The following is a 14961-nucleotide window of genomic DNA, read 5'->3' as shown; positions in this document are numbered from 1 at the left end:
TCATGATTTCAGCCCTACTTACGGCGATTGTCCACCACGCCGATCGGATTCCAGAGCGAGCAGCCCGATGGGCCTTTACCCGAGCGGCCGATTTCGTGTGGCTGCTTCATCTAGGTAGCGTCTCCCAACTGGAGCGCAACCTGCGTCATGTGATGGGGCCTGTTTCTCACAAGCGTTTACGACAAGTCAGTCGAGAAGGTCTACGCTCTTATTTTGCGTATTTTTGCGAAGCTCTAACTGTTGGAGGGCGAAGTCAAGAGGAACTTTTAGCTCGTATTCGCACTGAAGGTACCGGCTTCCCCGAGCCTTCGCTCAGCAATATCAAAGATGCGTCTCTGCCCATCGCTATGGGGCACCAAGGTAATTGGGATTACGCCGGCTTTTGGGCTGGTCAAGCATTAGGCCCAGTTACTACGGTGGCTGAACGCTTGGCTGATCCGCAGCTATTAGAAGATTTTGCTCAGATTCGCCGGGGATTGGGCATGCATATTCTGCTCACAGGGCAGCCTGGATTAACCCAGACTTTGACTCAACAAGTTCTGCAAGAAGGCCAAGTCGTGCCTCTTTTGGCAGACCGTGATTTGAGCCGCAATGGTGTTTTCGTTCGGGCTTTTGATTCTTATATCCGTGTGGCTGCCGGGCCAGCGGTTATCGCGCTAGACGCAAAACTGCCTCTGTACACAGTTAATATGCACCGCGAATCTTTGGCGACTGACAAGCGTTCTCAAGCGCATTGCGATTCTGGTTACGTCTGCTCAATTGATGGGCCTATTGATATTGAGCGGTATTTAGCTATGCCACGCCAGCAAGCTGTGCAGGAACTCACGCAAGCCTGGGTTGACCAATGGGCTGAGGGCATCCGCAAATTTCCGCAGGACTGGCATATGATGCAGCCGATTTTTATCGAGGATTTGGACCTTAACCGTCTTCATCAGGTGCCTGACAATCTTCGGCAACTTATGGAAGAGCGGGCTGCATCCACGACCGCTAGGAATCAGCATGAATAATGATATGCCCTTACAAACTCCCGGAATAACCGAGCCTGTTGAACCGGCTCGCGATCCCTTGAAGGGGCGCAAACTTAGAGTTGGTATCATCTCCCCGTACTCGTTTGAGACACCGGGCGGGGTGCAGCTGCATATTCGAGACTTTGCTCAGCAGCTGATTGACAGCGGACACCAGGTTGAGGTATTAGCCCCGGGCAGACGCACTGCTGACATGCCGCTGTGGGTGCATACGACAGGTTCTTCATTTTCGATACCATACAACGGTTCCGTAGCCAATTTGAGCTATTTTGGGTTTGCAGGCCGTGAAACACGACAATGGGTGCGGCAGGGGCGATTCGATATTCTGCACTTACACGAACCAGAAGTACCTAGTCTGAGCCACAAGCCACTCATTCGGGGCTTTGCTCCTTGCCCATATGTGGCAACTTTTCACGCTTCGTTCGATTCGTATCCTTTTGCTTTGAAGCTTGCACAACCCTATTTACGAGCGTACTTAGCTAATATTCGGCAAGCTATTTGCGTGAGTGATGCTGCTTATGAAACCGCTGGAAGGTATTTAGACTCCAACATTGCGGTTCAAGTTATTCCAAATGGCATCAAAGCGAAGTTCTTTGCTCAAGCTCAGCCTCGCGATAGTTGGCAGGGTACTTCTCGGAAACCAACAATTGGATTTTTAGGCAGAATGGGGGAGGAGCGCAAGGGTTTTCGCGTTTTTGCTCAGGCTGCACAGTCTTTACTTGTTCAGTATCCTCAAGCACGCTTCTTATGCGCTGGGGATGGCCAAGACGATGCCAAGAAAATTGCGCATTCTATAAGTTCCGGTCTCGAGGATCGTATGGAGTTTCTTGGGCGTATCAGTGACCAAGAAAAGGCAGAGTTGTATAGAAGCTTAGACGTATATGTAGCGCCGCAGACTGGCGGCGAGTCTTTTGGCATAGTCTTGGCGGAAGCTATGGCTGCCGGTTGTCCTGTCGTTGCCTCTGATTTGCCAGCTTTCCGGGCCGTATCGCAAGAGGGGGTGAGCGCTCTTCACTTCAGCAATGGTAATGGTCATGCCTGCGCCGAGCAAATTACTCGTGTCTTGACTGATCTGAGCATACGAAAACACTTACAAGAGGCAGCTCTAGCCCGAGCACAGAGTTATGACTGGGATCGTGTTAGCGAGCAGATTTTATCTGTTTATGCGCGGGCTCTCCATATCTAGCGAATAGCGGTTGTCGAGTTACTTTGCCTCTTGATTTTGGCTCAAGATCGCCTTTGGCTATGCTTGCAAGATGTATATTGTCAAAGAGAACGCATAGTATTATTCAAGTTCATTTACATGTATCGTCAGGAGCATTATGTCAGGGCATTCCAAGTGGGCGACCACGAAGCATAAGAAGGCTGCCATCGACGCTAAGCGCGGCAAGCTCTTCGCGAAGTTAATCAAGAACATTGAAATTGCAGCCCGCACTGGCGGCGGCGACCCCGACGGTAACCCTACGCTCTACGACGCAATCGTGAAGGCGAAGAAGTCTTCAGTTCCAGCAGACAACATCAGCAGGGCCGTCAAGCGTGGTTCGGGTGAAGAGGCTGGTGCAGCCAACTATGAGTCGATCGTCTACGAGGGCTATGCTCCCGCAGGTGTCGGCCTCATCATTGAGTGCTTAACTGACAACCGCAATCGTGCAGCTGCTGAGGTGCGCTCTACGCTCACCAAGAACGGCGGCTCTTTGGCACAAAACGGTTCGGTTTCCTTCAACTTTGAGCGCAAGGGCCAGATTGAAGTTCCTGCTCAGGGCGCAGACTTCGACACAGTCTTTGAAAAAGCTGCCGAGGCTGGCGCAGAAGATGTGCAAGATAATGGTGAGACCTACACGGTCTTTACCGAACCCAGCGACTTGGTTGCAGTCCGTAAGGCTCTACAAGATGCCGGCATAGACTACGATTCCGCTGATTTGGTGCTTAACCCCAAGACCGAGGTGAGCTTGGATCTTGACGCAGCGCGCAAGGTTTCTAAGCTGGTTGACAACTTAGACGATCTTGACGATGTGCAAGACATCTACAGCAACTGGACTGCAACTGACGAAGTCATGGCCCAGTTAGACGAGGAATAGTAGTAGTGATTATCTGTGGCGTCGACCCGGGGCTTACTCGCTGCGGTGTCGGCGTCATAGAAGCTCGGGCTTCTCGGCAGTTATCCTTTGTCCACGTCGACGTGGTCAGGTCTGACCCTGAGCAGTCGCAAGATTTGCGCTTGCTGACGATTTACAACGGTTTAGCCGAAAAAATCGACCAATTCAGCCCAGATGTTGTCTCCATCGAGCGCGTATTCGCTCAAGCCAATAGGAACACGGTATTGGGCACGGCTCAGGCTGCCGGTTTGGCTATGCTTGCCGCTGCCCAGCGTGGGATTCCCGTGGCTTTGCATACGCCTACTGAGGTTAAACTCGCCGTAACGGGCAATGGGCAGGCCGAGAAAATTCAGGTCGAACGTATGGTGGCCCGCATATTGCGTCTGGACCGTTTGCCTAAGCCTGCTGATGCAGCTGATGCCCTTGCGCAGGCAATGTGCCACGCCCTGCGACCTTCTGGTGCCTTGCAAGGCGGAGAGCGGGAGCAACACCTAACGCAGGCCCAGCGGCAGTGGGCTCAGGCTCAACACAGTAATCGGCGACGCGGTTCAGTCCAAAGGGACATGTAGTCTTATTCGAACAAGCGTTCGAGTTTGGTTGGGCGTCTCTCATTGCCGACAATGAGTACAAACCAGCCAGAGGGGATTGGTACTATGCTGGCTATGCTCACAGGGGCGGTCGCTATGATCGAGAGCGGTCTGGCGGTCATCGATGTATCTGGCGTCGGCTACGAAGTACGCATGCCCAATTCGGACTTGGCTGCTTTAACAACTGGCAAGCAGGTTACAGTCTTCACTTCGCTCAACGTTTCTCAAGACGCTGTGACACTTTACGGTTTTCTCTCTCAAACTTCTAAAGGCTTGTTTATTCAATTACAGAAGGTGAGCGGTGTTGGGCCACGTGTGGCACTGTCGCTCTTATCTACGCTCACGCCCAAAGCTTTGGCTCAGGCAGTAGAGCTGGGCGATGCAGCTGCCTTGGCCAAAGCTCCGGGCTTGGGTAAAAAGGGAGCCCAGAAGATTATTCTTGAATTGTCGGGCAAGGTCGATTTGGAGCAGGGCGATAAGGCTGAAAGCGCCAGCGCCCTCGACAATGGCAGCAATCAGGTTGTTCAAGGCCTCATTTCCCTGGGATGGCAACAAAAAGACGCAGAGCGGGTTGTTCAAGAAGTCTGCAAGGAAGACTCTTACCAGTTGCCGCTGAGCAGTTCGGATGTGCCGCTAGTGTTAAAGGCCTCTCTTACCCGGTTAGACAGGGGTCGCTAATATGGGCCGTATTACTCGTCAGGTCAGTGATCAGTCCGCTGGTTTAAGTGAAGGAACTCGCATGGGGCAAGAGCAAGATGAATCACTGCGCATGGTATCTGCAGCTCCACTCGATGCTGAACCAGTCAGCGATGAAGAGCTGCGACCGCATAGCTTGCAAGGCTTTATCGGTCAGCCTAGGCTGAAAGCACAGTTGGAGCTGTTCTTGCAAGCTGCTCAAAAGCGAGAAGTGCCGCCAGACCACATCCTCTTAGCCGGCCCTCCTGGATTGGGTAAAACGACTCTCGCTATGATTGTGGCTCATGAGCTCGGGGTGCCTATACGGATTACTTCAGGCCCAGCGATTCAACATGCTGGCGATTTAGCCTCTATTTTGAGCTCTCTAGAAGTGGGAGAGGTACTCTTTATCGACGAGATTCACCGTCTTCCTCGTGCCGCAGAAGAGCTGCTTTATATTGCTATGGAAGATTTTCGTGTCGACGTTATGGTCGGAAAAGGACCGGGTGCCTCATCGATTCCCCTTAGCTTACCTAGGTTTACAGTTATAGGTGCTACTACGCGCGAAGGTATGCTGCCCTCACCCTTACGAGCACGCTTTGGGTTTACCGCACATTTAGACTTTTACCCTTGCGAAGAGCTTGAGAAGTTGATTGAACGCTCTGCGGCCGTGCTCGGTATAGACATTACTGCACTGGCCTGCGCTCAACTGTCTAAGCGCTCTAGGGGCACGCCTCGCATTGCGAATCGTTTGCTACGCAGGGTTCGAGACTGGGCGGTCGTCCATGATTTGAGACAGGTCGGTCCTGAAGATGTTGAAGCAGCCTTGTCGCTCTATCAGATTGATTCCGAAGGTCTCGATCGTCTGGATTTGGCTGTAATTGAAGCGATAGTCCGAAGCTTTGGAGGTGGCCCGGTCGGATTAAACAACTTGTCGGCCATGGTTGGAGAAGAATCTGAAACAGTGGAGACTGTTTGCGAGCCTTACTTGGTAAGGGAGGGCTTCCTTGTCAGAACACCAAAGGGGCGAGTTGCCACGCAAAAAGCTTGGTCTCATTTAGGACTCGAAGCCCCTGAAGATGTCACTAAGCTGTTTTAGAATAGTACTTCCGGCGCATTGGGTGAGGTCACTGAGGCCTGCCCTGAATCGGACACGGTAAGGAGCCAATACATGCAGTCAAACGTATCGTCCATGCTTTTCCTCATCATCCTCATCCTCTTGATGTTTGGCATGTCTTGGTGGTCCACTCGCAAGAACAAGCAGCGTCAGGGAGACATCGAAAGCTTCCGCCGCTCCCTTGAGCCTGGTACTGAAGTATCGACGGCATCCGGACTGCTGGGCACTATCGTGTCTGTCGATCTGGAGAAGGAGCAGGTCGTTATTGACTCCGAAGGTACCCAGTCTCGCTGGCGCATCCAGGCTGTTACCAAGCCTCCTGTCGTGCCTGCTTATGTCCACGATGATGAAGTCGACGAAAATGGCAATCCTCTTCCTGCAGAAGCTGCCGAACCCAGCACCGATGATTCGCAAGCTGAGGTGCAAGAACTGGCAGAGGATCAAGCCTCTTCTACGCAAGAGTAGTTGTTGCAATGGAGCCGTCGGCTTAGTGTTTGAACGGCTCCACATATACAGATGTATGAATTGGTGCAATGGTCACTATACGATATCGAGGAAAGAAGATAATGGCTCAGTCGGGCGACATTTCTATTCAGCAGCTCAGCGCCGTCGGCGAAGAAGATGCGCAATATGTAGTTTCCCTGTTTAAGAGTGTTTCCGGCTTCCCTAAAGAAGGCATTCTGTTTAGGGACTTCTTGCCAGTTTTGGCAGACCCTCGTGGTTTGTCTATTATTAGCGACGCTCTGCTGAGGGCCCTACCAGTTTCTCCTGACGAGTTTGATGCCGTGGCGGGGTTAGAAGCTCGTGGCTTCCTGATCGGCCCGCAGATTGCTAGCAGCTTGGGCAAGGGTTTCATTGCCCTGCGCAAGAGTGGAAAATTGCCGCCCCCGACCCTTTCGCAAGAATATTCTCTCGAATATGGTACAGCAACAATCGAGATGGAAACCGACTCGGTAAAGCCCGGCGAACGTGTTCTCGTAGTTGACGATTTGATTGCTACCGGTGGTTCAGCCCAGGCAGCTGCCAAACTCATTGAGCAAGCTGGGGGAGAGGTTGCTGGTTTCAGCTTCGTTATGGAGCTGGAAGGCCTCGACGGATGTGAGGTACTCAGCAACTATCCGCTTTCTACCCTTGTTTCGATGCCTGCCTAGTGGGCAGCGCGAATGCTCCGACGATGGCAAGATCGAAACGTGCCCTGCGAGGCATCTACGCCGCCGCTACCGCACTAGCAATATTCGTGGTGGCAGTTGGTTCCTGTATAGCGCTGATTCTTCTGGTTATTTCGATGGAAGAGGGAGGTGCTTCGCTTTCTGATCAGTCCTTGTCTGTAACACAAGCTGTCGTTCTGCTCAGCCAAGGCAATGGGTTTTCAGCTGGCGCTTTAAAGCTCACCATCATCCCGTTAGGGCTTACGCTCGTTCTTGTCTCTCTATTGGTTACTTGTGTACGCAGATTTGGTATGAGCTGGGAAGGTTTTGCATCGGGTGGTTTGCTATGGCTGATAGTCAGCTTCCTCTTCCAACAGATTCAAGGCTTTATACTCGTTGATACCACGTTCATTATAGCGTGCCGATCGGCTCTAGTGTATTGCTTAGCTTATGCTATTGCCGGGGTGCGCTCAGGAAAGTTTTCCAAGTGGTTGGCGAGTAGTCCATACGGAAGCTTGCCCTCGGGACTTCGTCTAGCCATTACTCAAGGCGTACACGTTGCCGTATGGCTCATTGCTATTTTTGTGCTTATGGGTGCATTGACGGTAGTGGTTTGGATAGCGCTCTACCATGACGCCGTGGGTAAACTGTTTGTTCTATCTGAAATGGGTACCAGCTCAAGAATACTGACTTCTCTTGCTGCGATTGTATGGTTGCCAAATTTAATTATCTGGGCACTCTCTTGGTTGACGGGCGGCGGGTTTTATATCGGCGAATTAGCTAGTTTTACATTATGGACTGGTCAGGGTGAAGCGCTACCGCCAATCCCCATTTTTGGATTATTTCCGGAGGCAGTGACTAGTTCAGTTCAGCGCATTATTTTACTGGTGCTACCGACCATTGTAACCGGCATAGTTGCTCTGCTTACGTTGCTTACCAAACGTGGCTTTGATATGCTCGCTAGCTTGCGTAAACAGGGTCTACGACAAATTGATACTCGTTTGGTTACCACTTTTTTGTATTCGTGCATCAGCCTTGTTATAACAGGATTGATTGTCCTCCTTGCGCTAGGTTTAGCCTTTTTCTGCTCAAATGGCGACCTAGGAGAACACCGCCTCAAAGGAGTGGGAGTCCATGTGACGGAATCGGCAGCAGTATTCGCACGCGATATCTCAGTAGGCCTGTTGGCTCCTTGGTTGATGCTACTGCTGGTGTCCGCTCTAGTGTTGCTATGGAATTCCACAATAGATAGTCTGCACAGGAGTGTGACACTTGTATCTGCGGTTCCGGCTTCACTAAATTCATACGAAAGTAGCGATAAATCTCAGACACGAATCAGCGGAACCGATACTTCTTCCCAGCCGTCTCATACGGTTCAAACAGTCAATAAAACATCTCATTCGGATGCTCCGGGCCAAAGTTCGGGTCAGTAGTAGAATTTAGACTACGAGTTGAGCGGAAAGAGAAGATATGACACCTGTAGCACGCCATGCTCATGGCCCTCACACCTCTCATCAGACTCATGAGCCCAACGAGCCCGATGACCAATCTCAGGTTCGAGGGCACACGTCGGCTGTGTCAGAGCGTAACGAAGGTAGACCCATTGCTGAATGGATTGTTGCGATTGTGGTTGCTTTAGCGGCTGTGCTTGCAGCAATGGGATTTACCGGCGTTGGTATAGGTCTGTTTGCGCTTGTTTCCTTCTGCCTAGCCGGGCTCCGCCTCGTATTAAAAGAGAGGAGCCCGTGGAAGGTTCGTTCAGTCGGATTCGACTTCGTTGTCTGCCTTGGCTTGGGAATCGGCCTTGTGGTGACTTACCTGAGTATCTTGTTTATCTTGTGAGGGCTCAACCTCTGCGTTGTTCTCGGATGGTTGTTCGCTATCAGGCTTTTCTCCATTGGCTGATTCGTCAACCTCAACTTCTTCCACATCAAGTATCAGTTCGGGATTAGATTCATCGGTGAAGTTATCTTCTTCAGCTTCAGCATTGTTGAGCAAGACGTCAGGCATGTCGATAGGGGTCTCAGGAGCGGTATCAAGCCGGGTTTGCGCATTATCGAGCAGCATGTGATACAAGATGGTGACCAGTCCGACGACGGCTGCTGCCAAGAATGGGCAAATCCAGAAAATGAGCAGTTGCTGGATAGGATCAGCGCTGAGTCCCTTGCCGCGGGCGAAGAGAGCGATACCCGTGGAACGAGCCGGGTTCATTCCTGCTCCGGTAAGAGGATAGGTAATCATAGCGCCGGCAGCGTATGCCATGGCCATTTTCCATACGTGACCGTCTTGCTCGCGGCCATCAGAGCGTAGGGTTGCAACCGAAGTGCCGACCACGATGAGGCAAGCTACTAGCTCGGCCGCAATCGCCATCGTTATGTTAAAGCTCAGGTTGTATTGCTGCAAGGTGTCGTGTAAAGGCGAACCCTGGTCGAAACCGTTCACTGCTCCAGGCAGCCAAACTTTGCCAGCATTCTCACCGGTAAGCGGCAGCAAGTAGACTACAGCTGCACCAGCACCAATAGCGCCAATGAGCTGACCTACGATATAGCACAGGCCTTCCAGCCAGCCGATTTGGGCAGTGAACATAGCAGCAAATGTCACGGCGGGATTGAAATGTGCGCCGGACACCTTACCGAAGAGCGTACCAACTGCGATGACAGCGAACACCCAAGTAAGAGCAACCGCGATAGAAGAAGCGCCAGTAGATAGGCGGCCCCAAGACGAGGCTGCGTAGATGGCGAAGCACAGTAGGAAGGTGCCTACACATTCTGCCGCGACTCGTATGGCGCTCACTGTAGTTGGTTTGAGCAGTGCTAGCGACTGTATGCTCGTGTCTGGTTCCATCATCCGTCCTTTGTGGCGTCTGCCTAAGCCTGCCAGCTTGAGCTGCAAAAGCAGTCGGCATGATGTTGATTCAGCCTAGCTGAAAATCACCGGCTTAGGGTAAGCTATGTTATGACTTTGCTATACAGTAAGTCATTTTAACAGGCCACGTTGGGAGAACGATGCCACACCAATATACACACGCATTACGAGCGTATGAATCAGACGAAGAAGGCATTCGTCTTCAAAAAGTATTAGCGCAAGCGGGCTTTGGGTCCCGGCGCAAATGCGAAGAAATAATTACCGATGGGCGAGTAGAAGTCGACGGTGTACTCGTTACCGAATTGGGCAGCCGGGTCAACCCCGACAAGCAGCAGATTCGCGTCGACGGCTCGCGTATACACATCAGCGGTAAGCACGTTACGATGGCGCTCAATAAGCCACGCAAGGTGCTCTCTGCTATGGACGATCCCAAGGGGCGCTACACCCTGCGAGACATCATCGGAGACCGCTATGAGCGTGTCTTCCACATGGGGCGTTTGGACTACGATTCCGAAGGCCTCATTTTGATGACCGACGACGGCGAGCTGGCCCAGCATGTGATGCACCCCAAGTATGAGGTTGAAAAAACCTATATGGCCACCGTGCAGGGCAAGCTTGGTGGCAACGTCTGCCGGCGCTTGGTTACCCAGGGCGTGATGCTCAACGACGGTCCTATTCGCTTGGACCACTGCGCCATTATCGACCGCTCGCGCGATCACACCATGGTAAAAGTCGTAATCCATTCGGGCAAGAACCGTATCGTCCGCCGCGTCTTTGAAGCTATTGGTTTCCCGGTAGTGCGCTTGGTCCGTACTCAAATCGGCCCGATTCACTTGGGTGATGTGAAGCCCGGATCCTACCGCATTCTGTCTAAGGCCGAGATTACCGCCCTCGATAAGGAGGTAGGCCTGTGATTACCGTAGCTATTGACGGGCCAGCTGGAGTAGGCAAGTCCTCAACTTCCAAGGCTTTAGCGCGTCACTTCGACTTAGCCTATCTCGATACGGGCGCCATGTATCGCACGAGTGCTTTGTGGTGCATGGAGCAGGGCATTGACTTAGATGCTACCGACTTAGACGAGCAAAGCGTTGTTGAAGCAGTGGGAGCACTCTTTACTGAGGGCCATTTCGAGATTAGCGTGAATCCCGATGACTTCTGGATTCAGTTAGACGGCCGAGACGTCGTTGAGGAGATACGCTCTGCTGAGGTTTCTTCCCACGTGTCTGTTGTGTCTAGCATTCAGGGCGTGCGCCACGTACTTATTGCTGCTCAGCGGGCTTACATTGCCGCCGAGGCTGACCCCGATTCTCAGTCTGATGGCAGGGGAGTAGTGGCCGAAGGTCGAGATATAACTACTGTTGTAGCTCCCGACGCAGAAGTTCGCATTCTGCTTACTGCTCGTGAAGAGGTCCGCGCTGCCCGCCGCTCGGGGCAAGATGCTAGCAAGACTTCGGCAGCTGGCAAAGACGATGTTGCAGCACGAGACCGAGTGGATTCGAAGGTTACTTCTTTCACCGAGCCTGCCGAGGGCGTCATCGAAGTCGATAATTCTGATATGACTTTTGACCAGACCTTGCAAACTTTGGTTGGCATCGTAGAGCAAGCTCTCGTTGATGTAGACGACGAAAACTATTCGCAGTACTTAGACGACTATGAGCTCGACGAAGACGATCGCGCACTGATTGAAGCTGAGGGCCAGCACAGCAATGAGCCCCTGAGCCCTAAGTCAGTGGGCGTTTTGGCAGTAGTCGGTCGGCCTAATGTTGGCAAATCTACGCTGGTGAACCGCATTCTAGGCCGCAGGGCCGCAGTTGTGGAAGATACGCCGGGTGTGACTCGCGATCGTGTCTCCTACGATGCTGAGTGGTCTGGTACCGATTTCAAGATTGTGGATACTGGCGGTTGGGAGGCTGACGCTCAAGGCATTGGCTCGGCGATTGCTGACCAGGCCCAGTTAGCTGTTACGCTTGCCGATGCAGTCATGTTCGTCGTCGACGGCCAAGTTGGCCTCACCGACATGGACACTCGCTTGGTAACCATGCTCCGTCAGGCAGGAAAGCCTGTAGTGCTGGCCGTCAACAAGCTCGATTCTAGGAATGCTGACTACACAGCAGCAGAGTTCTGGAAGCTGGGTATGGGTGAGCCTTACCCGATTTCGGCTATGCACGGCCGCGGTGTTGGCGACCTGCTCGATGCTGCCGTCGACCAGCTGAAGAAGGCCGAGAAAACCTCTGGTTTCTTGACTCCTTCAGGTCTTCCGCGCGTGGCTCTCGTTGGCCGCCCCAACGTTGGTAAGTCTTCGCTCCTGAACCAGCTGGCTGGCCAGGAGAGGGCTGTGGTCAACGACTTGGCCGGCACTACCCGAGACCCTATCGACGAGATTATCGAGATCGGCGATGAGGACTGGCTCTTTATTGATACGGCTGGTATTAAGCGCCGCTTGCACAAAATTTCTGGTGCTGAATACTATTCCAGCCTGCGCACTCAGGCGGCTATCGAGCGCTCCGAGCTGGCCTTGGTGCTCTTCGATGTTTCGCAGCCTATCGCCGACCAAGATTTGAAGGTCATGAGCCAGGCAGTCGATGCAGGTAGAGCCGTAGTGTTGGTCTTCAATAAGTGGGATTTGCTTGACGACTTTGGCCGCCAACGCTTAGAGCGCCTCTGGCAGACTGAGTTCGACCGGGTCACTTGGGCCGAGCGAGTCAATCTCTCTGCCAAGACCGGCTGGCATACCAACCGTCTGTCTCAAGCCATGCATACGGCCCTAGAATCTTGGGATCAGCGCATCCCCACGGGCAAGCTCAACGCCTTCCTCGGCACAGTTCAGGCCGCCCACCCACATCCTCTGCGCGGTGGCAAGCAGCCTCGTATTCTGTTCGCCACGCAGGCATCAACCCGCCCGCCGCGCTTCGTCATCTTCGCGACAGGCTTCCTGGAAGCCTCCTACCGCCGCTTCCTAGAGCGACGCCTGCGCGAAGAGTTCGGCTTCCAAGGCACCCCAATCCAACTCTCAGTCCACATCCGAGAGAAAAACAAGGGCAAGTCCAAGTAACTCAAGATAAAATAGTTTGACCTCTAGCAAAATACCTCTGCTAGAGGTCAAACTATTTTATCCTATGAGAGCGTTAACTCATACGGAATCTGGACTCCAGACACCAGTAACTCGAACCGTAGCGCTATCCCCATTCGCATCTGATATACAGAGTCGTGCTGATCGATAGCCCCACTCGTAGATATACTGACTTATCTTCACGGATTGACCACTCCAAATCGGTACTACAGCTGTGCCGACATTGGCGCTATTGCCAGCTTCAGCCCATGCCCAAACCGGACCAGTATTACTACGCCAATTGACACGGGCATATACGGAAGAAGTATCCGTTTTGCTGCGTGCTCCTGTTTTACCGAGGTTGTTCCAAGGAGTAAGAGTGAAGGACCAACTAGTGTCGGCGTGATTATTTGCCATAGCTGGTGCTGCGAAACCAAGACTGGTTACTAAGGCGAGTACCACTCCAGCGAACTTTTTGTTTCTGCTTGTAAACATGAAGACTCCGATGTTCTTCGTGCGCTAAGTAGGGACGACCGAACACACATTTTATATTAATGGTCCCAATTTCGACAGTAGACATATCTGTCGTATATGTCAGTTTAGATTTTTTGTAATATGCTTTCTGCGGTGCGAAAACACTGAAAACTCATATTCTGTAAGGTATCGATATTCTCACGGCCGGATATCGATATGCCTCTCTCATTATTATTTTCCCGCTCTGCTCAGCAATAAGTTAAGTAATCGAAGGAGACGTAGCTGCATGCCCCCTGAAAGAACTATGCTATGGTTGCTGAAAAGGCTGGATAGCTGGTGGACGCTTGACGGGGAGTGTACTCACCTTTACGGCATCGTTTGTACTTACCGTTGGGAATTATTATGAAACTTACTAAACGGCAACTGTTGATGGGTATTACCAGTTGGAAATGGTTAGTAGTTATTATAACAACGATTATTCTTCTTGGTATTCAATATAAAACCGCTTTTTTTATGGGTTGGAATCTGCCCCAGCCTAATCCGAATTTTTTTAATTACATGTTGTTGTTCAGTTATTTTGGACGCGGATCTCACCTGTACTTATTTGTTCTGCCATTGTTAGCTGCTTTCTTTGGTGGAAGCGTTTATGCTGACGAAAAACTCAGTGGCCGTATGTCCTTGCTGAGTACTCGTGTGAATAATAAAGAGGCATTGCAACAGTCGTTGCTCTCCGGGTTCATTTTGGGCGGAACTGCTGGGTTGTTTCCTCTGGTGTGCAGCGGCGTCATTGCTATCATTCATCGGCCCCACATGTGGTTTGTGGATGGTACTTTAAACGAATACAATTACCCTCTTATAGACAAAGAATCATGGGTGTATGGCTTCTACCAGCAGAACCAGATTGCGTTGATGCTAGTCACTTTTGTGTATGTTTTTATACTCTCCGGTCTATTTGCTGATATTGCAGTTGCGGTTTCTTTCTTCACCAAGAAGCGCTACATAGAAGTCATTGCGCCATTCGTACTTGTTCTTGCTTTGCATATTATCGTCAGTAATAGCACACAGATTAGTTTGTACGGGCTAAGCCATATCAACTTTCTTAAATATGGGGTAGCGTTCACTGACAGAGGCCCTAACGAATTGGGCGCAGCGCTCACTTTGCCTGTTTTAGCTGGTATAACTGCTGTGCTCTATTCGCGAAAGCAGGCGCAAGATGTTCTCTGAAACTAAATTACGCTTGGTAAAAACTTCTCAGTCAGCGCGGGTAATAATCTTTACTTTTGCCGTGCTTGGAATTGTAATCGAGGGAGTCGGGTTTACTTCACCATTCCTGTTGACCGCTCAGGATTCTATCGAGAAATTTTTAAATCAGCGCGGTTTCGCAATTACTTGCGTTCCTCTTTTTCTTGTCATTCTGTACTTCGGGTTTAGTAGCTATGGTCCTTTTGAGCGGGCTCGCTCTTCTACTCAAAAAGAATTCCAATCGAATATTTGGTGGTTATTCTTATGCGCGCTGGCAGTTACAGTGCTGAGCTTGGTTACATGGATAGCTATAGAATTCGGTTTTGGTCATCGGGATTGGTCACAGGCAAAAGAGCAATTACCGGGTATCTTGCTACTCATGTTTATAAGTTCTTGCACCCAACTTATTGCTATAGGTCTTTTCCAATATATGCTTATCAGCTTCGGCTTGTCTTGGGGTAAAACGATGCCGGTCCTTATGGTGGCTTTAATCTCGGCAAACTGGGTTTTAAACGGTTGGGCACCTGACTTCACTAGTCTTATATTTTACTTTTTAATACCCGTGGAACCTACATTCTCCAGTCTTGCAATCAACAAACTGATACCCTTTGCTTCCTTCTGCATCTTGCTTACTTTTGTGTGCGGTTGGGCTTACGATAACCGCGATTACTTAGGGAGCTAGT

16 protein-coding genes are annotated in these 14961 nt (G+C 51.3%); 14 read left to right on the top strand and 2 right to left on the bottom strand.

Annotated features, from left to right (window positions below; translation table 11 throughout):
* Positions 1-2: 2 nt before the first annotated feature.
* The 10 genes from R8377_RS03980 to R8377_RS03935 all read left to right on the top strand — a co-directional run bounded on the left by R8377_RS03980 (position 3) and on the right by R8377_RS03935 (position 8490).
* On the top strand, positions 3-1007 hold the full coding sequence (locus R8377_RS03980; protein ID WP_317642210.1) for a phosphatidylinositol mannoside acyltransferase: 1005 nt from the start codon (positions 3-5) through the stop codon (positions 1005-1007).
* Positions 1000-2211 carry a glycosyltransferase family 4 protein gene (locus R8377_RS03975; protein WP_425604980.1) on the top strand — a complete coding sequence of 404 codons (1212 nt, stop codon included), beginning with the start codon at positions 1000-1002 and terminating at the stop codon, positions 2209-2211. Before R8377_RS03980 ends, R8377_RS03975 begins: the two co-directional genes overlap by 8 nt.
* A gap of 136 nt (positions 2212-2347) precedes the next feature.
* Positions 2348-3103 (top strand): YebC/PmpR family DNA-binding transcriptional regulator, encoded by a 756-nt coding sequence (locus R8377_RS03970; RefSeq protein ID WP_317642209.1) that lies wholly within the window; start codon positions 2348-2350, stop codon positions 3101-3103.
* A 5-nt stretch (positions 3104-3108) separates the two neighbouring features.
* Positions 3109-3690: a crossover junction endodeoxyribonuclease RuvC gene (gene ruvC, locus R8377_RS03965; RefSeq protein WP_317642208.1), complete on the top strand. Its 582-nt coding sequence runs from the start codon at positions 3109-3111 to the stop codon at positions 3688-3690.
* A gap of 84 nt (positions 3691-3774) precedes the next feature.
* Positions 3775-4386 (top strand): Holliday junction branch migration protein RuvA, encoded by a 612-nt coding sequence (ruvA, locus tag R8377_RS03960; protein WP_317642207.1) that lies wholly within the window; start codon positions 3775-3777, stop codon positions 4384-4386.
* A 61-nt stretch (positions 4387-4447) separates the two neighbouring features.
* Entirely contained in the window at positions 4448-5482 is a 1035-nt protein-coding gene (ruvB, locus tag R8377_RS03955; RefSeq protein WP_317643693.1) for a Holliday junction branch migration DNA helicase RuvB, read from the top strand.
* A 72-nt stretch (positions 5483-5554) separates the two neighbouring features.
* On the top strand, positions 5555-5965 hold the full coding sequence (locus tag R8377_RS03950; RefSeq protein WP_317642206.1) for a preprotein translocase subunit YajC: 411 nt from the start codon (positions 5555-5557) through the stop codon (positions 5963-5965).
* A 101-nt stretch (positions 5966-6066) separates the two neighbouring features.
* On the top strand, positions 6067-6651 hold the full coding sequence (locus R8377_RS03945) for an adenine phosphoribosyltransferase (protein WP_317642205.1): 585 nt from the start codon (positions 6067-6069) through the stop codon (positions 6649-6651).
* A gap of 23 nt (positions 6652-6674) precedes the next feature.
* Entirely contained in the window at positions 6675-8081 is a 1407-nt protein-coding gene (locus R8377_RS03940) for a cell division protein PerM (protein WP_317642204.1), read from the top strand.
* 37 nt (positions 8082-8118) lie between these two features.
* The gene (locus R8377_RS03935; RefSeq protein ID WP_317642203.1) at positions 8119-8490 is read left to right on the top strand and encodes a DUF3017 domain-containing protein; all 372 of its coding nucleotides are present in this window, start codon (positions 8119-8121) and stop codon (positions 8488-8490) included.
* On the opposite strand, the gene R8377_RS03930 is transcribed toward R8377_RS03935, so the two are convergent.
* Positions 8407-9495, bottom strand: coding sequence for an MIP/aquaporin family protein (locus tag R8377_RS03930; protein WP_317642202.1), 1089 nt, complete (start codon positions 9493-9495; stop codon positions 8407-8409). The genes R8377_RS03935 and R8377_RS03930 overlap by 84 nt on opposite strands.
* 158 nt (positions 9496-9653) lie before the next feature.
* Here R8377_RS03930 and R8377_RS03925 point away from each other — a divergent pair, with 158 nt between their 5' ends.
* Positions 9654-10427: a pseudouridine synthase gene (locus R8377_RS03925; RefSeq protein ID WP_317642201.1), complete on the top strand. Its 774-nt coding sequence runs from the start codon at positions 9654-9656 to the stop codon at positions 10425-10427.
* Positions 10424-12565 (top strand): bifunctional cytidylate kinase/GTPase Der, encoded by a 2142-nt coding sequence (der, locus tag R8377_RS03920; protein WP_317642200.1) that lies wholly within the window; start codon positions 10424-10426, stop codon positions 12563-12565. Before R8377_RS03925 ends, der begins: the two co-directional genes overlap by 4 nt.
* Positions 12566-12643: 78 nt before the next feature.
* Here the strand turns inward: der and R8377_RS03915 are convergent, their stop codons facing one another.
* Positions 12644-13057, bottom strand: a complete 414-nt coding sequence (locus tag R8377_RS03915) for a hypothetical protein (protein ID WP_317642199.1) — start codon at positions 13055-13057, stop codon at positions 12644-12646.
* Positions 13058-13438: 381 nt separating this feature from the next.
* Between R8377_RS03915 and R8377_RS03910 the strand changes: the two genes are divergently transcribed.
* Together R8377_RS03910 and R8377_RS03905 are read left to right on the top strand one after the other, a co-directional pair.
* On the top strand, positions 13439-14260 hold the full coding sequence (locus R8377_RS03910; protein ID WP_317642198.1) for a hypothetical protein: 822 nt from the start codon (positions 13439-13441) through the stop codon (positions 14258-14260).
* Positions 14250-14960: a hypothetical protein gene (locus R8377_RS03905; RefSeq protein ID WP_317642197.1), complete on the top strand. Its 711-nt coding sequence runs from the start codon at positions 14250-14252 to the stop codon at positions 14958-14960. The genes R8377_RS03910 and R8377_RS03905 overlap by 11 nt, the downstream gene beginning before the upstream one ends.
* The last annotated feature ends 1 nt before the right edge of the window (position 14961 follow it).

Source organism: Bombiscardovia apis (assembly GCF_033095945.1).
Taxonomy (GTDB): Bacteria; Actinomycetota; Actinomycetes; order Actinomycetales; family Bifidobacteriaceae; genus Bombiscardovia; species Bombiscardovia apis.
Note: the sequence above shows the minus strand (reverse complement) of the source record. Positions and strands in the feature narration are given on the sequence as shown.